Source organism: Thermococcus piezophilus (assembly GCF_001647085.1).
GTDB lineage: Archaea > Methanobacteriota_B > Thermococci > Thermococcales > Thermococcaceae > Thermococcus > Thermococcus piezophilus.
This window is the reverse complement of the sequence record NZ_CP015520.1, coordinates 490,531-509,587: the sequence shown is the minus strand read 5'-3', so window position 1 is coordinate 509,587 and position 19,057 is coordinate 490,531. Positions and strand designations below refer to the sequence as shown.

The window sequence follows — 19,057 nt, the reverse complement described above, 5'->3', positions numbered from 1 at the left end:
GCGAGGCGAACGGCAGAAGATTACAAGAGGAACGGGGAGTGTTTCCCATTATGCTGAAAAGCTTATTAACTAATTACTCCCTCAAAATGTTAGGTGGGCTGTATGAATGTTAGTGACCTGCTTAAGAAAGGCAAGAGCGAAACTAGTGAGTTTAAGAGGGAGCTGAATGATTCCGTGTATAAGACGCTGTCGGCATTTGCTAACACCCACGGTGGAATTCTGCTCCTAGGTGTTGGCGATGATGGAAAGGTTTATGGCTTCTCTGGAGACTTGGACAGCTTAGCCAGATCAATAAGGCACAACCTTGGAATAAACCCCTCCATAAAAGTTGAAGATATTGATGGAAAGAAAATCGTCATCATTGAAGTTCCCCAATCCCCTGTTCCAGTTTCTTTTAGAGGGAGGTACTACAGGAGGGTCGGTGCCCAGACCGTTGAGATGGGCTGGGAGGATTTGCGGAGGTTCTTCCTTCAGAAATCTGGGGCCACATGGGATTCTCTACCGTCTCCTGCAACTCTGGAAGATCTTGATGAGGAAACGATCAGAAAGTTTGTCCGTATGGCTAGGAACAGGTTGCCGTACATCAATGAAAACGAGGACGTTGAGTCAATTCTAGATAAGCTTGGGCTTCTAGAGGATGGCAAGATAACCAACGCTGCTCTTCTTCTCTTTGGAAAAGAGCCTCAAAAATATTATATCCAGGCTAAGGTCGGAATAGGGCGCTTTAAGGATCCGGTAACAATCATAGACGACAAGGAGATTGGAGGAACTCTCTTCACCCAGGTTGAAGAAGCAATGAAGATTATAATGAGCCATATTGGAGTCAGGTACGAGTTTGAGGGAGGGCTGAGGAGAAAGGAAATTTGGGATTATCCCTTAGATGCCCTCAGAGAAGCTATAATAAACACCCTGATTCATAGAGACTACACCGACCCGAGCAACGTGCAGATTAAAATCTTTGATGACTTCATCTGGATATGGAATCCCGGGAAGTTGCCGGAGGGGATTAGCCTTGAAGACCTGAAAAAGGAGATGCACCCATCCAAGCTGAGAAACCCCAAAATTGCTCAGGTTTTCTACTATGCCGGGCTGGTTGAGAGATGGGCTGTTTTATAGATTGAAACAAGCGAAACATTTAAATATTTTCCGTACATAATTGCAATTGGGGGGAGTTATGAGGCTTTATCGGACTGGTGAAGTTGCAAAGAAACTTGGAGTTTCAACAATGACAGTGCGGCGCTGGATCAGGGCAGGGAAAATAAAGGCATATCAAATTGGGAAAGAGTTTAGAATTCCAGAAAGCGAAGTTCTAAGACTTCTTGAAGGCAAAATCCCTGATAAAGTAGTCATTTACGCCAGGGTCTCGAGCAGAGACCAGAAGGAGGACTTGGAAAGACAGGTTGAATACCTCAAAAACTACTGCTCCACCAAAGGGTATCAAGTAACAAAAACCCTCACGGACATCTCATCAGGCTTGAACGAGAACAGGAAGGGCTTAAAAGAGCTTTTTAAACTTGTGGAAAGTGGAGAGACAACCAAGGTAATAATAACATGCAGGGACAGGTTAACCCGTTTTGGCTTCAAATACCTCGAACAATACTTCAACTCTCACGGCGTTGAGATTGAAGTACTCTTCGATGACGAGGATAAAACACCAGAAAAAGAACTCGTTGAGGATTTATTAGCCATCGTAACCTCATTTGCTGGAAAGCTTTATGGTATGCGTTCTCACAGGAAAAAACGCCTCGTTGAGGCGGTAAAGAATGCCCTCCGTGACGGTTAAACTCACGGCAAAATTCAAGCTCAAGACAATTCCTGAAGGGTTAGACGGTCTCTTCTCCACTTACCGTGAAATTGTGAACTTTCTCATAACTTACGCCTTCGAGAACAACGTTACGAGCTTTTACAGGCTCAAAAAGGAAACCTACAGAGAGTTAAGGGAGAAATACTCACAACTACCGAGTCATTACCTTTACACGGCCTGTCAAATGGCCACATCAATTTTCAAAAGCTACAGGAAAAGGAAGAGGAAGGGAAAAGCTAACGGAAAGCCTATTTTTAAGAAAGAAGTCATAATGCTGGACGACCACCTGTTTAAGCTGGATCTGGAGAAGGGCTTAATCAAGCTCTCCACTCCAAACGGGAGAATTCAATTGGAGTTTTATCCTGCAAAATACCACGAGAAGTTTGGGGACTGGAAGGTTGGACAGGCTTGGTTGGTCAGAACGCCTAAGGGCGTCTTTCTTCACGTTGTTTTCTCAAGGGCGGTTGAGGTTAGAGAGCCGAAAGCTTTCATCGGCGTGGACTTGAACGAGAACAATGTAACTCTTTCCCTCCCGAATGGTGAGTTTCTCCAAATCATCACTCACGAACGTGAAATCAGGACTGGTTACTTCCTAAAGCGGAGGAAAATCCAGCGGAAAATTCGAGCTGGTAAGAAAAGGAAAGAACTCCTCGAAAAATACGGGCAGAGGGAAAAGAACAGGCTTAATGATCTCTACCATAAAATAGCCAATAAAATCGTCGAGCTGGCGGAGGAATACTGTGGAATTGCCTTGGAGGATTTGAGTGAAATCAGGGATTCGATTAGGTATTCAGCCGAGATGAATGGTCGTTTGCACCGCTGGAGTTTTTGCAAACTCCAGTCAATTATTGAATACAAGGCCAAGTTGAAGGGTATTAAAGTTGTCTTCGTTAATCCCGCTTTTACTTCCTCCCTGTGCCCGATATGTGGGGGTAGGCTAAGCCCGAATGGGTGCAGGGTTCTGCATTGTGAAAATTGTGGCTTTGAATCAGATAGGGATGTAGTTGGTAGCTGGAACATTCGCTTGAGAGCCCTGAAGATGTGGGGAGTCTCCGCTCCCCCCGAACGCCAGCCAATGAAGATGGGAGGCTGGAAGGTTACCCACTACGATAGTTTTATATGTTCCAAAAGTAGCGGGTAACCAGAACGGTACTGGAACGTTTAAGATGGTGCGCCTCTGTCTGGAGAATGGTTTACCCGAGCCTGAGTTTAGTGAAGAGGCTGGAGGTTTCGTGGTTCTTTTGAGAAAGGACATCTATACGGAGGATTACCTGAGAAAGCTGGGTTTGAATGAAAGGCAGATTAAAGCAGTGCTCTATGTGAAGGAGAAAGGCAGCATAACAAATAAAGAATATCAAAATCTGTTCAGCGTTTCAAGACAAACAGCGACAAGGGATCTTAGTGATCTGGTTAAATTGGGAATTTTCAAGCGTGTTGAAAAAGGCAGGTATAAACTAAAGACTCATCATGAGTCAAATATGAGTCAACCATGAGTCAAATGAGTCAAAGGGTGATTTCATGAGCGAATCAAGTTATGCTCTGCAGAGGATTGCAAGGGGGACTGGGATTATCTTTGCGCGATGTTCTTCCGGTTTTTGAGTAAAGCTGTGATGGTAGGTAAAAAGAAGGGCTACTAAGGATAGTAATGTTTTATTGGAAAGTTTGGCACGGTTGGATTGAAGAAAGGGCAGGAAAAAGTCTGAGAATTATGGTTGAAATCGCTGAAAGGCACTATGGGTTGGGTACATATTAGGTTTGATAACACGACTCCGAAAGTGTTAAAAAGGTTGAAATCAATACGAACTATTGGGAACAGTAATTGATGTTAGAAAACAACTCATTCCACCCGCTCCCCTGTGAAGCCCGTCCGATGACAGGAGGGGGCGGATGAGTGGGTGTGTCTCCGGTTCTCTTTTTAATGTTTTATTCCCCTTCTTCTGAGATTAACATAATTATCGGCTATTGTTATCAGGATTTTCCTCTGTAGATAGTACTCCAGTTCTCTCTCGATTTGTTTCTGCATCATAACGTCTTTTTCTTTTTGTGCCCTCCACAACTTTTGTTTTAGCTCCTCTATAGCGGGGCAATATCGCCCTCCTTTATAATCGAAATCTGCATGTTATTGAGAGAGCTGGCGGTTAAAGAAGAAATTTCTGTCAAAGAGCTTCTGGCCAAATTTAAGGTTAACAGGCCTTATCTTTACAGAATTCTCAGATCATTGGAGAGCAACGGTGCGATAATTTTGGAGACGGGGAAAATAAGGGTTGTCGATAAAAAAGCTCTCCTCTATACCTGGGGAGAGGAAAAGAGGAAGATATTCCAGGTCATTAAGGGGGTAACCTACAGGGTGAGGCCGAAAAATGTCAGAGACTTTGTGGTGTTCTCTGGTACGTCGGCGTTATGGGTTCTTGGAAAGGTTCTGGAGCCGAGCTTTGGAACGGCTTACATCAAAAGGGAAGACTTTGAAAAGCTGAAACGAATTGGAATCAAACGGGAGGGTTACCCAATCAGGTTCTACTCCTATGATGAGGATGTTTTTAGCTATACGATAGACATAGGAGGGTACAGGCTGGCAATAATCGAGCAGGTTATTGCTGACGCCTTGGGAGAGGGAATATATACAAGAACCCTCGAAGAACTGCTGGAGGAGATGAGAAATTGAATGAACATGCAGGATGTTCAGAAGACGGGTAACCGTTCTGGTTACCCGCTACTTTTGGGACCTGTGATTGTAGCGGGTAACCTTCCAGCCTCTGCTCATCGGCTGGCTTTCGGGGGAGCGGGGGCACATCTTCAGTCAACGGCCCCCATTCGGGCTTACAACCCCACATATCGAGTTACATCACTACCACTTATCCTCCAAAACCATTTAAAAATTTCGAAAAACAAAAATTACCAAATATTTCACTCGTTACTACCTACGAAACAGCACTCGCGGTGTAGTAGATGAAGGGCAGCCTGCTCCAAATCGGGCCGTCATGGACTTTGAGCGCATCGTAGTATGGGAAGTCATTGAAGAAGACAAGGATCAGGTCTTTCCTTTCCTGCTCGCTTCAGTGGTAGTAGTAATAATCCGTGGCCCTGAGGTCCAGAACTAAAGTCCTGACTGAGGGCCCATCGAGGTTGCCAAGCTTGGCCATCAGGCCGAGTGTTTTGATGTGGTAGCTTAAATCCCCGTATGCCCGGAGGTAGCTCAGGTTCCCGGTTTCCTTCCATAGGTTAAAGTACTTCTCCCTCAGCTCTTTGTTGACAGTGAGCTCGGTGGGAAAGCCTGCCTGCGCAAGGATATCCACTACAGCTGTGGAATCATCGAGAAATCTGATGGTTGATACGTCCCGGCCGATGACGCCGCTGAGCTTTTCGTCGAGTCTCATAACAAAGATGCCTGGCTCGTGGACGGGCTCCAGCGTTACCAGGTAGGTCTTTCCAGCCTCTGTGTTTACGGTTACTTTTCCACTGACGTCGAATTCAATGCTGTTCCAGTTGATTGTCCATCCTTTAATCTTGAACATAACCCTCCCGGGCGCTCCTATGTAAGCCAGCATTGAAACGTTGGTCTCGTTTATCTTTACCTCACCAATCTTGATGATTAAAAAGAGCCACCTCAAAGGCGGCATTTTTGTTTTCGATCATTGCATATATCCTAACGCCCTCCTTGTTTTTTGTGATCTGAGTTCCAATGGGCCTGTCTTTGATGGGCTCTCCCCGTAAACGAATCCTACTATGCTCACGATAAGAATGAACGCAATTACTAACACAGCGATGGCTCTTTTCATACCACCCACAATTAAAAATAAGGGGTGGGGGATTATAAGCCGTTCTTAGAGGTTGCTCAGAATTTCACTTTCCTCCATTGTCCTCTCGCAGTAATGGCAGCGCACCTTCAGAGGCTCCCTTGAGACGACGTAGAACTTTGAAGTGACGTATTCGTGGTTGCTGACGCAATTGGGATTGGCGCAGCGGAGGATTCCGCTTATCTCCTCCGGAATCTCGACCTTGAACTTCTCGGTTACCTTGTAGTTCCTCACTATGTTTACTGTGACCGTTGGAGCTATCAGAGCTATCTTGTTGACCTCCTCTTCGCTCAGGAAGCGGCCTTCAACCTTGACGATGTCCTTCTTGCCGAGTTTTTTGCTGTGGACGTTTGAGGCAAGGAGCAAAACTCCCCCTTTAAGCATGTTTAGGTGGAGTATCTCGATGACCTTGAGGCCCTTTCCGGCCGGAATATGGTCTATAACGGTTCCTTCCTTAATCGCGGTAACCTTGAGCTCGGCCATTCACAGCACCCCCAGGACTTCAGCCCTTGCCTTCGCAAGCGCCTCTCTTACTCTCGTTCGAGCGTCTTTAATGGATGGCAGAAGTTCGGGAGTCTCCACTACGGGCTCCCCTTCAAACGCATCCCCACTCCATATGTTCTGAGGGGGATGCTTGGTTAAAGAGGCCACTCATAACACCCCCAACGTTAATCCGAGCAAAGCCATCCTCACTGGAACGCCCGAGAAGACCTGCCTGAAGTAGAGCGCGTGGGGCGTCTTGTCTGCCTCTGGGTGAATCTCGTCCACCCTCGGGAGTGGGTGCATGACCTTCAGGCCTTCCTTGGCGTTCTTGAGAAGGGAGCAGTTCACCTGGTAGCTTCCCTTGACCTTGAGGTACTCCTGCTCGTCTGGGAAGCGCTCCTTCTGAATCCTTGTTACGTAGAGCAAATCGAGCTCTTCGATAGTTTTCTCCAAATCGGTTGTCTCGTGAACCAGTACACCCCTCTCTTTGAGCTCCTCGACGATGTGCTTCGGCATCCTCAGAAGCTCCGGCGAGATGAGGTAGAGCTCCACATCGTAGAATGCTAAAGCTTCAGCCAGGCTGTGGACGGTTCTCCCGTACTTCAAGTCTCCGAGGAGGCCTATTTTGAGGCCGTCGATTTTTCCGAAGGTGTGCTTTATAGTGTAAATGTCGAGGAGCGTTTGAGTGGGATGCTGGTTGCTTCCATCCCCGGCGTTTATGACGGGAATATCCGCCACTTCGGCCGCTAATCGTGCAGCTCCTTCTATTGGATGCCTTATCACTATGACGTCGCTGTACTGCTCAACGGTTTTTATTGTGTCAGCTAAGCTTTCTCCCTTCTTCACTGAAGTACTCGATGCAGAGGAGAAGCCTATGACCGAGCCTCCGAGGCGGTGCATGGCGCTCTCAAAGCTCAGTCTTGTTCTGGTCGAGGGCTCGAAGAAGAGTGTGGCCAAAATTTTGCCCCTCGCGTACTCCAGCGAGCCCTTCTCGTTGAGCTCTTTCTCGAGTCTCTTGGCAACCTTCAAAACAAACTCGATGTCCTCCTTGGAGAAGTCCCTAACGCTTATCACGTCGCGTCCTTTCCATTCCATAAGTGCCCTTCCAATGTAAAAATCGATGGGTTTTTAAACATTTTTTGACATAAACTTGTTGACAGTAACGCTTTAAACCCCAGTTCGAATATTCAATAACCAGGTTTTAGGGTGATGCTATGAGGACGCCGAGCCTCTACGTTGCCGAGGAGCTCATGCCTTTCATCAGGGCCAAGATAGCTGAGAACCTTTATAAGAGTGGCATGAAGCAGGCCCAGATAGCTGGGTATCTCGGCATAACCCAAGCTATGGTGAGCAAGTATCTTGCAGGGAAATACAAGGTTCCCCCAAAGGAGGTCGCCGATGAGCTCGAAAAGCTCGCCTCCGAAGTGTCGAAGCTAATCCTCTTCGGTGGAACTAAAGAGGACGCCATAGTTTTGACCTCCCGCAGGCTCTTCGAACTCCTCCAGAGCGGTTTTCTGTGCAGGTTTTATTCGGACTACGCCGGGATAAGTGAGAAAGCTTGCAAGTCGCTGTTTTCAGCTCAACCCGCAAGGGGTGAGATACTGGAGAGACTTAACTTGGCCCTCAACGAGCTTCTTAGAAACGAGGCTTTCCCCTCACTTATTCCAGAGGTCAGGAGCAACTTCGCGTATTCCCTTCCAAACCCCGGAGGCTCTGAGGACGTCGCGGCCATTCCGGGGAGAATCACGGCAGTTAAGGGGAAGGCCTTCGCTTTGCCACCCGAGTTCGGCGCGAGCAGCTTCACCGCTGGCATACTCGTGGAACTTGGAAAGGTTCGGCTAGAGGTCAGGAGCGTCCTGAACATACGTTATGGTAGTGACATTGAATTAGCCTTGGAACGGGCGGGTTTCAAAGTTGCAAGGGTTAAGACCGGGGGGCTGGAGGAAGACGAGGCCGTTAAGATAATCGCAGATGCATTCAGGGATGGAACCCACGATGCCGTGGTGGACGAGGGTGGCTTTGGGGTTGAGCCTGTGGTTTACCTCTTTGGGAGGGATCCCTTTGAGGTCGTGGAGAAGCTCAAGAGGCTGGTGAATGGCCTTTGAGGCGGAAGCTACTCGTCCTTTATATCCTTCTGCTTTTCATTCTCAATCTCTCCCCTAGAACACCCTCTGCCCCCGTTGCCCACGGTGATAAGGTGGTCCATTTCTTGGAGTTCCTCACTTTAGGTTTCCTCGGATGGCCGGCTTTTCTTTACCTCCTTCCCCTGCCTTTCCTTCTCGAGTTTCTCCAGCTATTCGTCCCGGGCAGGACCTTCTCGCCATACGACATGGCCGCAAATCTAATAGGATTTGGCTTTGGAGTTCTTCTGGGGTGGTGGTATGGAGGTCGTCACGAAGGAGCTTCACTTCACAACGAAGGGCGAGATTGATCTCGTGGACATAACTCATGAGGTTGAGAGAATTGTCGAGGAGTCGGGAATAAATAACGGCCAGGTCCTCGTCTTCGTTCCTGGCGCTACTGGGGCGATAGTTACGATAGAGCACGAGTCAGGTCTCTTGGAGGACTTCAAGAGGGTCCTGGGAGAGCTCATACTCAAAGGCAAGGGCTACCTTCACGACAGAATCGACGACAACGCCCACTCCCATATAAGGGCCACGCTCCTCGGGGCGAGCGAGGGCTTTCCTGTGGTTGATGGAAAGCTCGTCCGGGGGATATGGCAGCAGATATTCTTCGTCGAGCTGGATGTGAGGCCGAGGAGGAGAAAGGTCGTTGTTCAGGTCATGGGGGAGTGAGAACTCCCGGCTCTCGCTCCTTTAAAGGGGATTTCATTGATATTGGTCTAGAAATAGAATGTTGCTATTCCTTTTGGCATCTGTTTTGTATCGTTTGGATAGTCCTTCAAATGTCGTCCAGAGGATGCTGTAAACTTTTCTCAAGTCACTTCTGCCAATTTTTGGGTTTATCCCAATACTAAAGACTATATCATGATTTGCATCCCTTGCACGCATTCGAATATAATATAGCGAAAAGGTATCGTTTGTTATTTGAATGGATATTTCCTTAATGCCTTCTAAAGGAAATGACTTTGGAGAAGTTATTTCAGTGGACTTTTTTCTTAAAAGGCCTGATTTAGCTGTATTGAACATAATTACCCTTTTGTTTGTACTAGCTAATTAGTCATAGATACCCTCAACCTTCACGTGATCTAGAAGGGTTACCAAATATTCCCCGGTATTAATTATTCATGGAGATTCATCCCTCCTCCCGGAGGGTATAATACTAGGAACCTTCATACCTTGGATGCGTATTGAACACTGGTTATGACTTCCGCAACATTTAAATATCCAAATGACCACTTTGAGTGTTAATACAATATCTCTATATTTTGGTAGTGAGAAATGAAAAAAGAGACGGTTAAGCTGACTGCAAAATTCAAGCTCAAAGAAACTCCTGCCGGATTAGATAGTCTCTTCTCCACTTACCGGGAAATTGTGAACTTCCTAATCACTTACGCGTTTGAGAACAATGTAACAAGCTTTTACCGGCTGAAGAAAGAAACATACAAAAGCCTTCGGAAGGAGTATCCGGAACTTCCGAGCCATTACCTTTACACGGCCTGTCAAATGGCGACAGCCATCTTCAAAAGCTTTAGGAAGAGGAAAAAGAAGGGAAAGGCCAATGGTAAACCCGTCTTCAAGAAGGAAGTCATCATGTTGGACGACCATCTCTTCAAACTCAGCGTTGAGGCTGGAATAATCAAACTCTCCACCCCACAGGGAAGAGTCCAATTGGAGTTTTATCCTGCCAAGTATTATGAGCGGTTCAAGGGCTGGAAAGTTGGCCAGGCTTGGTTAGGGAGAACACCGAAGGGTGTTTTTCTGAACGTTGTCTTCTCGAAGGGGGTTGAAATTTGAGAGCCTAAAGCTTTCGTTGGCGTTGATTTGAACGAGAATAATGTAACCCTCGCCTTGCCAAACGGGGAGTTTGTACAAATTATCACTCATGAGAGAGAAATCAGGACTGGTTATTACTTGAAAAGACGGAAAATCCAGAAAAAGCTTAAGACTGGCAAGAGGAGGAAGAAGTTGCTTAGAAAATACGGCGAGCGTGAGAGGGACATGTTTAACGACTTGTATCACAAGCTGGCTAACAAGATTGTTGAGTTAGCTGAAGAATATGGTGGTATTGCTCTTGAGGATTTGAGTGAAATAGGGAATTCGATACGGTATTCTTCAAGATGAATGGTCGTCTTCACAGGTGGAGTTTTAGGAAGCTTCAGAGTATTATTGAGTACAAGGCTAAACTAAAGGGTGTTAAGGTTGTTTTTGTTAATCCTGCTTTTACTTCCTCCCTGTGCCCGGTATGTGGGGGTAAGTTAAGCCCGAATGGGCACAGGGTTTTGAGTTGCAAGTGCGGGTTTGAATCAGACAGGGATGTTGTTGGCTCCTGGAATATTCGTTTAAAAGCCCTGAAGATGTGGGGAGTTTCTGTTCCACTCGAAAGCCCCGCAATGAAGACAAGGGCGGGGAAGCTGGCTTCTTCCGTAACAAAAAGGGAAGGAGTCGGCGGGACGGTAATAACCCGCCCAAGTTCATTGACTCCGCCTTCGGCGGTGCTCCCCGGGCAGAGGTAGTTGGTTGTCATACCTAAAAGGCTTCCGGTCAGTAAACCGGAATGTCATCGTTGGATTAGGGACTTTCCTCTCTCGGCTACTCGTACTTGTGGCTGGACTTAACGATAACGTAGTAGATTATCGCGCCTATTATTCCGAGAAAGAGCGCTACAATGATCCATACCACCTTCTCAACGTCGGGCATACGTTTCTGGTTAACCAGCACGTCGTAGATCACCCACACAATCGCGACAAGGCCTAAAATGCCCAAAATCCATCCAAATCCCCATAGTGCAAAAAATATTCCTGACCCCGTCATGGCATTCACCAAAGATTGAGTGGGTCTCTTTTTATAAAAAGATTACTTTTGGCTAATAGTATGGAAAAGAAAACGGGAGATTAAGAAGCTCACTTCTTGAGCTTCTCGCACTTTTCGACGAACTCCTTGAGGATGTCCTTGAGCTTGGGCTGGCCGATTTCTTCGAGTTCGTAGCGGACGCGGACGGCCGGCTTGTTGAGGTTCATGAAGCGCCTGAGGTCAACTGGTGTACCCATGATGACCACATCTGCGTCGGCCCTGTTGATGGTCTCCTCGAGCTCCTTAATCTGCTTCTTGCCGTAGCCCATCGCCGGAAGGATGAGGTCGAGGTGCGGGTACTTCTTGTAGGTCTCGACGATTGAGCCGACGGCGTAGGGCCTCGGGTCGATTATCTCCTTGCCACCGAACTTCTTAGCTGCAACGTAACCAGCTCCGTACTTCATGCCGCCGTGAGTGAGGGTCGGACCATCCTCAACCACTAAAACGCGCTTGCCCTTGATGAGCTCGGGGTTGTCAACGAATATTGGTGATGCGGCGTCGATTACAGTGGCGTTCGGGTTGACCTTCTCGATGCTCTCGCGGACCTTCTGGATGTCGTCCCTGTTGGCGGTGTCTATCTTGTTGATGATTATGACATCAGCAGCCCTGAAGTTGGTCTCACCGGGGTGGTACTTGAGCTCGTGGCCTGGCCTGTGGGGGTCGGTAACGACTATCCAGAGGTCGGGCTCGTAGAACGGGAAGTCATTGTTTCCGCCGTCCCAGAGGATTATGTCAGCTTCTTTCTCGGCCTCGCGAAGGATCTTCTCGTAGTCAACGCCCGCGTAGACGACCATGCCTCTCTCGATGTATGGCTCGTACTCCTCCCTCTCTTCGATGGTGCACTCGTGCTTGTCGAGGTCCTCGAAGGTCGCGAACCTCTGGACGACCTGCTTCCTGAGGTCACCGTAGGGCATTGGGTGTCTTATGGCGACGACCTTGTAACCCATCTCCTGGAGGAGCTGGGCGACCTTTCTGCTGGTCTGGCTCTTTCCACAGCCGGTTCTGACGGCGGTAACCGCTATGACCGGCTTGCTGGACTTGAGCATGGTGCTCTTCGGGCCGAGGAGCCAGAAGTCAGCGCCAGCGGAGTGAGCGCGAGAAGCGAGGTGCATGACGTGCTCGTGGGGGACGTCCGAGTAGGCGAAGACAACGATATCAATGTCATGCTCCTTGATTATCTTCTCAAGGTCGTCCTCGCTCCATATCGGTATTCCGTTCGGGTAGAGCTCGCCGGCAAGCTCGGGCGGATAAAGCCTGCCCTCTATGTCGGGAATCTGGGTTGCGGTGAAGGCAACGACCTCGTACTCGGGGTTGTCCCTGAAGAAGACGTTGAAATTGTGGAAGTCCCTTCCAGCCGCTCCAAGAATGAGAACCCTTTTCTTTTTTTTCTCGGCCATTTTTGTTCACCCCTAAAACTTTGTCCATCAGTGTATCAAGTGTCAGGACTTATAACACTTTTTGTTTACCCGTGAAAGGCTTTCACGTATGCTTTTTGGAATCTTGAGCCTTATTCCGAAAAACTCACAGAAAAGGCCAAACTTCCGCCGCTTCGGGATTACCCGTCATGTTAATAAATGATCTTTGAAGTTAGTTTCGGGAATCGTCATGGAGGTGAGAACTCACACCGCTCTGCACATCGTCAAGGGCGCCGTTGTTAAGGTTCCCGGAGAGAGAGCAAAGTGGATGGCCTCAACCTACGTTAAGGGGAACCGAGGAGTGCTCGTCGTCAAGTTCAACAGAAAGCCAAGTGAAGAGGAGATCACCGAGATAGAGCGCCTTGCCAATGAGAAGGTTAAGGAGAACGTCCCTGTCTAGGTATACAATTCCCCTCGCGAGGAAGCGGAGAGATGCTTCGGCGAGGATATGTACGACCTTTTTCCAATCCCTCCGGAAATCAAAACCCTCAGAGTCGTCGTCATTGAAAACTGGAACGTGAACGCCTGTAAGGGGGAGCACACGGCAACTACGGGCGAAATCGGGGAGATAAGAATCAGAAAGGTCAGGTTCAGGAAAAGCAAGGGGTTGCTTGAGGTGAGCTTTGAGGTCATTTAGTTTTTCCTCACCCACAGTGCCCCAGCCATGCCGAAGTAGGTTGGACATGCGTATGCTGAACCTTCCAGCTCAAATTCCGCCTTCCTCATGGCTCCGAGCATTATCAGCATCTGCCAGTAGCTGTCCACTAAGGCATTCTTCACGAGTTTCTCTGGGATTTTGAGCAGTTCCTCGAGGCGGTTCTCGTTGATTAGCCTCATGATGAGCCTGTCGTACTCTTCACTTTCTTTCCTGTAACCGTAGGGTCCGTCCTCGTCGTGGGCATGACCGTGGTCGGCGCTGATTATCAGGGCTATCCTTCTCTTGTCAGTATCGATGACATCACCGAGGACTTCTCCAAACTTGACGAGCGTTTCCCGGCTTACGTTTCTGGCAGGGGTTATGATAACCAGTGGTTTCCTTTCGAGAAACTGGAGAGGTATGAGCTCCCCCCAGCTCAGCGGCCAGCGGGAGTATTCGCCACGTAGAGCGGCGAAGTTCAGGCCAACGACAGGCATTTCTGCCCCTTTCTCGGTCCTGTAAACCTTTTCGGCAAGCTCCCTATCGGTTTTCCACTCACCGGGCAGTTCCTTCCCCTCAAAGCCAAGCCACGAAATTAGGTTCTCTGCCAAGACGACGCCGAGATGGTCGCTCATTCTCACGTTGTGGGGGCTGATGAGGATGTAAGCGTCAACGTCCCTGAGCTTCTCGCCTATCTTCCTGAGGACCTCTGCGAGCTTTCTCGTTTCCCCATCGGGGGGTTCCAGAACTGGATTTCCGTGGGGCATGAGACCTATCCCAACCAGCATCTTCATCACCGTGCCTTTTATGTTTCAGCGCTTATACCTCTTACCAACCTTTCTGGTCGTTGAACGCTCACACATGGCCAAAATTTATAAACTTTTACATTAATGTAAAAATTGGGTGGGCGGTGTAGACTTTGGACTCTTCATGGAGCGTTGTGGCTACAATATACTTCTTGGGTTTATGATTATCTTCACCTTCGGTTTTCTGATGGGAATTCTAACTTTCTAGGCCTATTTTACAAACGGTCTTGCGATGCCTTTAATTGCTTTTTATGGCGCAATTACGGTTTTTCTCGGGTGGCTCTATATTTTCTCTTTGGTAATGACCTAAATGTTCATGAGGAAGAAAACGAAGCAAACAGAAGATTGGGGAGGAAATTTTTCATGAATTATTTTCGATACACTCTCTAAGCTTTTCGATAGAACACTCCCTTACCTTACCCAATGGTGCCGTTGAGAGAGCTTTCAAACCGGAGCCTGTGAGTATGGAGACGACATTCACACCCTCTGGAAGGTTGAGCTTTTTCAGTGCCGCTATCCCGGTGGCGCTCGACGGCTGGACGAAGAGGCCTTCTCTTGCAAGCTCCGCTTGGGCTTTTATGATTTCCTCGTCGCTCACTGTAACGCAAAGGCCGCCCATTTCACGGAAGAGCTTCAAGACAGCGTTCCCGCTCGGTGGGTATGGGTTCTCTATGGCATGGGCTATCGTTTTTGGACTTTCAAAGCGCTCGATCCTTTCCTTCCCCTCCTTGAAGGCTCTGCATATCGGCGAGCAGCCTTCAGCCTGAACGGCAACGAGTGTGGGGATTCTATCTATCAGCCCGCTCACGAAGAGCTCAATGAAGCCTTTGGCAACTCCTCTGAAAAGGCCGCCGGAAGAAGTGGGTATAAGAACGTAGTCGGGCGTGATCTCTTCAGCTATCTCGAAGCTTATTCCCTTGTAGCCCTCCACCCTGAGGGGGTTGTCCGAGTTCATGAAATAGACGCCGAGCCTCTCTCCGAGCTTAAGGCTTTTGAAGTAGAGCCTCCCGTAGTCACCTTTTACCCTTATCACGTCAGCTCCATAAACAGAAACGGCCTTCAGCTTCTCCTTGCTGGCCTCCTCCGAGACGAGGATTTTGGCCTTTAAGCCAGCCTTGGCAGCATAGGCAGCAACGCTCGCGGCCATGTTGCCTGTTGAGACGGTTCCAACGGCTTTGTATCCTTCCTTCACCGCGTGGCTTATGGCCAAAAATGTCCCCCTGTCCTTGAAGCTCCAGGTCGGATTGACGGTCTCGTTCTTGAGATAGAGCTTTATTCCCAATTCATTTCCGAGCTTCGACCTAATCAGCGGAGTATCCCCTTCGCCGAGGCTCAGCTCGGGATCCGGTTCGACCGGCCAGAAGTCGTAAAAGCGCTCCCACACGGTCTTTCCTATGTAGGGTTTTCCATGAAAGAGCTCAAACTCTACCGGCTCGCCGCACTCACACCTCTGCACGGGCCTATCGTACTCCCTGCCGCAGATTGTACACCTGAGCTTCAACGACCTTCCCTCCTTTCCGCTATCAGGAGAACCGAGTTTCCGTCTATCCTTATCGTGTAGTTCGCGTAGGTATTATACTTGGTCATCTTCTCGAGCGCCTCCCCGAAAGCCATGGCACTCGCGCTGTTTGAGAAGACGACTGCCCACTGGAGAGTGTAGCCGCTTGCGTTCTGGGTCAGGAGCAGTCTATCACCGCGCCACGCGGACGAGATGTTCCACGCGGTCTCGTTGTCATAGCTGTGGTTCCTCATGAGGATGTAAATGTAGAACTCTCCCATCCTGTCGTCGCGGAGAACGCGCGAGTTTTCTGGAGCGCTCAGGCTCACGTTAATGGGTGTCACGTTCTCGAAGTATAGCTCGGGGTGCATAACCTGCTGGGTTGAAACTGGGGGATTTCTGTAGGCCTCGTTTACCAGCTTCCAGCCGCCCTTCTCGTAGAGGTGCCTCACGAAGCGGTCTCCAAAGACGTAGGAGAAAATGTTGAGGTCTGTGAGAGAGTCGCCGCTTAGCGAGCGTATCTTGTAGATGGGAATGCCCCCCCGCTCGCAGTAGATGTCGGCTATGAGGTCGGCGTCGCCCTCCACGAGGGCCCTTATCGCGAGTGTTCCGTCGAGCGTGTATGCGCCGTACTTCGCGTTGAACCACTGCTTTTGGAGGACGTGAATTGACTCGTGGGCTATTGTTCTTTCGGCCACGTCGAGGTTCGACAGGAAGTTCTCCTGGATGACGTATATCTTATCCCCTACCGTTGCTGCTATCCAGTTGGCGGAGCGCTCGGTTTCCTCCTTGGCATACTGGTAGTCTGGTTGTAGGAGAAGGGTCATCTTGTAGGTCAGCTCCTCTATTTTCATCCTCTCCACGTCTGCCTTGGACGGTTTCCACATCGCGAGGGCCTCGTTCTTCGTGATTACGATTATCTGGGGCTTTTCTTTGAAGGTCAAGTTCCTTATCTCCTGAACCTGGGTGAGAATCTCGCTTACCTGCTCGAGAACAACGTTGGGAGTAACCGTAACCTTCTCGACTGCGTAAAAGGCGGGAATTAGAAGCAGCACGAGGGCCAGGGCGATTAATCTTTGGGTTCTCTCCTGCATGAGACTGACTTGGAAAGGAAGTTAAAAAGGGATTTGGTTCAATCCTTGAACTCGACGAACTCCTCCTCCATGCTGTCCTTCGTGATAACGACCACCTGAACCTTCTTGCTTCCGGTGTAGACGTCCCTCTTTCCTGCCGTCCTGATGGCCTTCACTGCGAGTTCCTTGGCCTCTTCGATGCTCATGTCTTCCTTATAGCCGTCCTCAAGAACGGCTATCGCGAATGGACTGCCAGAGCCTGTCGCGGTGTAGTTGTCGAATATCAAGCCGCCGAGTGGATCCAGGTTCGCCAGCTCTGGCTCAGTGACGTAGCCGCCGATGACGATCTGGACAAGATATGGGAACCACTTGTTCTCGTTCAGTATGTTGCTGAGCAGGTTGGCCATGGCCTTGGTGCTCATCGGCCTGCCCCAGGTGAACTGGTAATAGCGAGCCTCCGCCTCGAGCATTCTCGCTAAAGCCTGCACGTCTCCAACGCTTCCGGCGGTTGTGATGGCTATCCTATCGGTGATTGGGACTATCTTCCTGATGTTGAGGGTTTCGACCATGTGGTCGAGGGAAGCCTGAGTATCGGCTGCTAGGACGACACCGTCCTTGACCTTTATTCCCACAGTGGTAGTTCCAGTCTTCTTCGTTTCCATTCTCTCACCCCTGAGACTGATTCTCACGGCAGGTTTTAAACCTTTGCTAGAGGTTTGCGAGCAGGAGCCTCTCTCCGTCAACCTCAACTATCTTTGCGTTGATTCCATAGACCTCCCCAATAACGGCAGGACTCAGCTCATCTGGCGCTCCATCCCAGCGTTTCCTACCCTCGTGGATAAGTATGAGCCTTTCAGCGTAGCGGAGTGCCAGGTTTAAGTCGTGGAGAACCGTTATGACTATCCTCTCTTCCCTCAGCTCGCGGAGGAGCTCCATTATCCTGAGCGCGTGGTTAATGTCGAGGTGTGAAGTCGGCTCGTCAAGGAGAATAACCTCGCTCCCCTGAGCGAGGGCCCGGGCTATCAGAGCCAGCTGGTACTCGCCGCCGCTTAAGTTCGTTATCTGCTCCTTCCGTTTCTCCCAGAGGTCCACCCTCTTGAGGGCGCTCCTCATGTCCCTGCGCGTGGCGTAGGTTCCGAGCTCGACGAACTCCTCTATTGTGAAGGCGAACTCGGGATAGGAGCTCTGGGGAACGTAGGTTATCAGCTTCGCCCTCTCCTTTGGCTTCAGCGAGAGCAGGTCGGTCCCGTTGAGCTTCACGTAGCCTGTTGGCCTCAAGATTCCCACCATCGACTTGAGAAGTGTGCTCTTTCCGGCGCCGTTCGGTCCGATTATCGCCAGAAGCTCACCCTTCTCTGTGGTGAACTCGACGTTCTTGAGGACCTCCTTCCCGCTGTAGGAGAAGGAGAGCTTAACCTCAAGAATCATGAGTACCGCTCCCCCCTCTTGTGCTTCGTCAGCAGGTAGAGGAAGAAAGGAGCGCCCATGAGGGCCGTTATGATTCCGACGGGCAATTCAGTCGGCCTAGCAACGGTTCTAGCGAGCAAATCCGCCACCACAAGGAGAACGCCGCCGAAGAGGGCTGAAGCGGGAGTGAGCTCTTTATGGTTCGGACCAAGAAGGAGGCGCATTATGTGCGGGCTGACAAGACCAACGAATCCGATTATTCCAGCGGTTGAGACAGCGAAGGCCGTGAGGAGCGCTATTACTCCAATAACGAGCTTCCGATAGAGGTTCACGTCGAGGCCTAGGGCTATACTCTCCTCACCGAAGAGGAGCAGGTTCAGCTCGCGCCATTTCAGGATGAGAAACCCGACTCCGAAGAGTGCGACGACAAACATCTCTCCGACATCCTTCCAGCCCGTGCCGTTGAACGTCCCCATGAGCCACATCCAGGTGACGTGGGCCTTTTCTCCCTGGCTTATGACGAGGTACCACGTGATAGCGCTGGCGAGGAAGCCGTAGGCTATCCCTGCCAGGAGGAGGGTATCAATGGGGACGTGACCATCGACGCGGGAAACGGAGTAAACGACAAAAACAGAGAAAAGCGCGAAGGCGAGGGCGAATGTGCCCATATGGGTGGGCGCGTATATGGCAGCAAGCGCCGCCCCTATGCCCGCTCCAGCGCTCACTCCAATTATGTATGGGTCAGCCAGGGGGTTCTTGAAGAGGGCCTGGGAGGCAACTCCAGAGGATGCCAGACCCATCCCCACGAGGTAAGCCAGGAGAACCCGGGGGAGGCGGAGCTCCCAGATGATGATGAAGTATTTTGGCTTTTCCCCGAGCTCTATCGAGGGGAAAAAACGCGCCAGGATTGATTTTATCCCATAGGCCACGCTCTCCGTCACGTCGGATGGGGAGATGCTAACTGATCCGATGTAAATGCCGAGGAATCCGGCGATAAGGGAGAGGGCTATCAGCCCCGGAAGCCACTTCCTCATGAGCCTGGATTATTTGTCCACTCGTTTAAAGCTTTCGGGTTAGGTATAAATAGATTGGAAGCGATAATTATACCCTAGTGAGACCTATGATTAGAACATCCCTAGCAGTTCTCGTGTTGGTGCTGTTTCTTGG

General features: G+C 49.7%; 19 protein-coding genes and 2 pseudogenes. 9 read left to right on the top strand and 12 right to left on the bottom strand.

Annotation, left to right across the window (positions count from 1 at the left end):
* Positions 1–102 precede the first annotated feature (102 nt).
* From A7C91_RS02835 to A7C91_RS02815, 5 genes are all read left to right on the top strand, one after another.
* Positions 103–1,116 (top strand): AlbA family DNA-binding domain-containing protein, encoded by a 1,014-nt coding sequence (locus A7C91_RS02835; RefSeq protein ID WP_234394487.1) that lies wholly within the window; start codon positions 103–105, stop codon positions 1,114–1,116.
* A gap of 58 nt (positions 1,117–1,174) precedes the next feature.
* On the top strand, positions 1,175–1,783 hold the full coding sequence (locus tag A7C91_RS02830) for an IS607 family transposase (protein WP_068664727.1): 609 nt from the start codon (positions 1,175–1,177) through the stop codon (positions 1,781–1,783).
* Positions 1,764–2,945: an RNA-guided endonuclease InsQ/TnpB family protein gene (locus tag A7C91_RS02825; protein WP_068664725.1), complete on the top strand. Its 1,182-nt coding sequence runs from the start codon at positions 1,764–1,766 to the stop codon at positions 2,943–2,945. Before A7C91_RS02830 ends, A7C91_RS02825 begins: the two co-directional genes overlap by 20 nt.
* Positions 2,946–2,973: 28 nt before the next feature.
* Positions 2,974–3,297, top strand: coding sequence for a DeoR family transcriptional regulator (locus A7C91_RS02820; RefSeq protein WP_234394443.1), 324 nt, complete (start codon positions 2,974–2,976; stop codon positions 3,295–3,297).
* Positions 3,298–3,926: 629 nt separating this feature from the next.
* Positions 3,927–4,466 (top strand): hypothetical protein, encoded by a 540-nt coding sequence (locus A7C91_RS02815; RefSeq protein WP_199920092.1) that lies wholly within the window; start codon positions 3,927–3,929, stop codon positions 4,464–4,466.
* Positions 4,467–4,857: 391 nt separating this feature from the next.
* Here A7C91_RS02815 and A7C91_RS02810 read toward each other — a convergent pair whose 3' ends face one another.
* The 4 genes from A7C91_RS02810 to pyrB form a co-directional block, all read right to left on the bottom strand.
* The gene (locus tag A7C91_RS02810) at positions 4,858–5,421 is read right to left on the bottom strand and encodes a hypothetical protein (RefSeq protein WP_068664719.1); all 564 of its coding nucleotides are present in this window, start codon (positions 5,419–5,421) and stop codon (positions 4,858–4,860) included.
* A gap of 204 nt (positions 5,422–5,625) precedes the next feature.
* Complete coding sequence (gene pyrI / locus A7C91_RS02805) at positions 5,626–6,081, bottom strand: aspartate carbamoyltransferase regulatory subunit (RefSeq protein ID WP_068664717.1); 456 nt, start codon at positions 6,079–6,081, stop codon at positions 5,626–5,628.
* Entirely contained in the window at positions 6,082–6,249 is a 168-nt protein-coding gene (locus A7C91_RS11055) for a hypothetical protein (RefSeq protein WP_199920091.1), read from the bottom strand.
* Complete coding sequence (gene pyrB / locus A7C91_RS02800; RefSeq protein ID WP_068664715.1) at positions 6,250–7,176, bottom strand: aspartate carbamoyltransferase; 927 nt, start codon at positions 7,174–7,176, stop codon at positions 6,250–6,252.
* Positions 7,177–7,295: 119 nt separating this feature from the next.
* Between pyrB and A7C91_RS02795 the strand changes: the two genes are divergently transcribed.
* From A7C91_RS02795 to A7C91_RS02780, 3 genes and pseudogenes are all read left to right on the top strand, one after another.
* Positions 7,296–8,186, top strand: a complete 891-nt coding sequence (locus A7C91_RS02795; protein WP_068664713.1) for a thiamine-phosphate synthase family protein — start codon at positions 7,296–7,298, stop codon at positions 8,184–8,186.
* A gap of 276 nt (positions 8,187–8,462) precedes the next feature.
* Positions 8,463–8,876: a secondary thiamine-phosphate synthase enzyme YjbQ gene (locus A7C91_RS02790; protein ID WP_068664711.1), complete on the top strand. Its 414-nt coding sequence runs from the start codon at positions 8,463–8,465 to the stop codon at positions 8,874–8,876.
* Positions 8,877–9,482: 606 nt separating this feature from the next.
* Positions 9,483–10,717, top strand: a pseudogene (locus A7C91_RS02780) (RNA-guided endonuclease InsQ/TnpB family protein).
* A gap of 76 nt (positions 10,718–10,793) precedes the next feature.
* Here A7C91_RS02780 and A7C91_RS02775 read toward each other — a convergent pair.
* Together A7C91_RS02775 and A7C91_RS02770 are read right to left on the bottom strand one after the other, a co-directional pair.
* Positions 10,794–11,015: a PLDc N-terminal domain-containing protein gene (locus A7C91_RS02775; RefSeq protein ID WP_068664707.1), complete on the bottom strand. Its 222-nt coding sequence runs from the start codon at positions 11,013–11,015 to the stop codon at positions 10,794–10,796.
* An 89-nt stretch (positions 11,016–11,104) separates the two neighbouring features.
* The gene (locus tag A7C91_RS02770) at positions 11,105–12,451 is read right to left on the bottom strand and encodes a cyclic 2,3-diphosphoglycerate synthase (protein ID WP_068664705.1); all 1,347 of its coding nucleotides are present in this window, start codon (positions 12,449–12,451) and stop codon (positions 11,105–11,107) included.
* A gap of 208 nt (positions 12,452–12,659) precedes the next feature.
* Here A7C91_RS02770 and A7C91_RS02765 point away from each other — a divergent pair.
* Positions 12,660–13,106: pseudogene (locus tag A7C91_RS02765) on the top strand (alanyl-tRNA editing protein).
* Here A7C91_RS02765 and A7C91_RS02760 read toward each other — a convergent pair.
* From A7C91_RS02760 to A7C91_RS02735, 6 genes are all read right to left on the bottom strand, one after another.
* Positions 13,103–13,894 carry a DODA-type extradiol aromatic ring-opening family dioxygenase gene (locus tag A7C91_RS02760; RefSeq protein WP_068664703.1) on the bottom strand — a complete coding sequence of 264 codons (792 nt, stop codon included), beginning with the start codon at positions 13,892–13,894 and terminating at the stop codon, positions 13,103–13,105. The pseudogene A7C91_RS02765 and the gene A7C91_RS02760 sit on opposite strands and share 4 nt — an antisense overlap.
* Before the next feature lie 379 nt (positions 13,895–14,273).
* Positions 14,274–15,413, bottom strand: coding sequence for a threonine synthase (gene thrC, locus A7C91_RS02755; RefSeq protein ID WP_068664701.1), 1,140 nt, complete (start codon positions 15,411–15,413; stop codon positions 14,274–14,276).
* Entirely contained in the window at positions 15,410–16,504 is a 1,095-nt protein-coding gene (locus A7C91_RS02750; protein WP_068664699.1) for a hypothetical protein, read from the bottom strand. Before A7C91_RS02750 ends, thrC begins: the two co-directional genes overlap by 4 nt.
* 38 nt (positions 16,505–16,542) lie before the next feature.
* A complete protein-coding gene (gene psmB, locus A7C91_RS02745) occupies positions 16,543–17,145 on the bottom strand; it encodes an archaeal proteasome endopeptidase complex subunit beta (protein WP_068664697.1) in 603 nt (200 codons plus the stop codon).
* 46 nt (positions 17,146–17,191) lie between these two features.
* Positions 17,192–17,911: an ABC transporter ATP-binding protein gene (locus A7C91_RS02740; RefSeq protein WP_068664695.1), complete on the bottom strand. Its 720-nt coding sequence runs from the start codon at positions 17,909–17,911 to the stop codon at positions 17,192–17,194.
* Positions 17,908–18,924, bottom strand: coding sequence for a FecCD family ABC transporter permease (locus tag A7C91_RS02735; protein WP_068664693.1), 1,017 nt, complete (start codon positions 18,922–18,924; stop codon positions 17,908–17,910). Before A7C91_RS02735 ends, A7C91_RS02740 begins: the two co-directional genes overlap by 4 nt.
* Between the last annotated feature and the right edge of the window lie 133 nt (positions 18,925–19,057).

Excerpts from the sequence above, each read along its gene's own strand:
- A7C91_RS02770 (WP_068664705.1), bottom strand. The coding sequence starts at position 12,451 with ATGGCCGAGAAAAAAAAGAAAAGGGTTCTCATTCTTGGAGCGGCTGGA.
- A7C91_RS02740 (WP_068664695.1), bottom strand. The coding sequence starts at position 17,911 with ATGATTCTTGAGGTTAAGCTCTCCTTCTCCTACAGCGGGAAGGAGGTC.
- A7C91_RS02790 (WP_068664711.1), top strand. The coding sequence starts at position 8,463 with ATGGAGGTCGTCACGAAGGAGCTTCACTTCACAACGAAGGGCGAGATT.
- A7C91_RS02830 (WP_068664727.1), top strand. The coding sequence starts at position 1,175 with ATGAGGCTTTATCGGACTGGTGAAGTTGCAAAGAAACTTGGAGTTTCA.
- A7C91_RS02750 (WP_068664699.1), bottom strand. The coding sequence starts at position 16,504 with ATGCAGGAGAGAACCCAAAGATTAATCGCCCTGGCCCTCGTGCTGCTT.
- pyrB (WP_068664715.1), bottom strand. The coding sequence starts at position 7,176 with ATGGAATGGAAAGGACGCGACGTGATAAGCGTTAGGGACTTCTCCAAG.
- psmB (WP_068664697.1), bottom strand. The coding sequence starts at position 17,145 with ATGGAAACGAAGAAGACTGGAACTACCACTGTGGGAATAAAGGTCAAG.
- A7C91_RS02810 (WP_068664719.1), bottom strand. The coding sequence starts at position 5,421 with ATGCCGCCTTTGAGGTGGCTCTTTTTAATCATCAAGATTGGTGAGGTA.
- A7C91_RS02760 (WP_068664703.1), bottom strand. The coding sequence starts at position 13,894 with ATGCTGGTTGGGATAGGTCTCATGCCCCACGGAAATCCAGTTCTGGAA.
- A7C91_RS02795 (WP_068664713.1), top strand. The coding sequence starts at position 7,296 with ATGAGGACGCCGAGCCTCTACGTTGCCGAGGAGCTCATGCCTTTCATC.
- pyrI (WP_068664717.1), bottom strand. The coding sequence starts at position 6,081 with ATGGCCGAGCTCAAGGTTACCGCGATTAAGGAAGGAACCGTTATAGAC.
- A7C91_RS02735 (WP_068664693.1), bottom strand. The coding sequence starts at position 18,924 with ATGAGGAAGTGGCTTCCGGGGCTGATAGCCCTCTCCCTTATCGCCGGA.
- A7C91_RS02835 (WP_234394487.1), top strand. The coding sequence starts at position 103 with ATGAATGTTAGTGACCTGCTTAAGAAAGGCAAGAGCGAAACTAGTGAG.
- A7C91_RS02775 (WP_068664707.1), bottom strand. The coding sequence starts at position 11,015 with ATGACGGGGTCAGGAATATTTTTTGCACTATGGGGATTTGGATGGATT.
- A7C91_RS02825 (WP_068664725.1), top strand. The coding sequence starts at position 1,764 with ATGCCCTCCGTGACGGTTAAACTCACGGCAAAATTCAAGCTCAAGACA.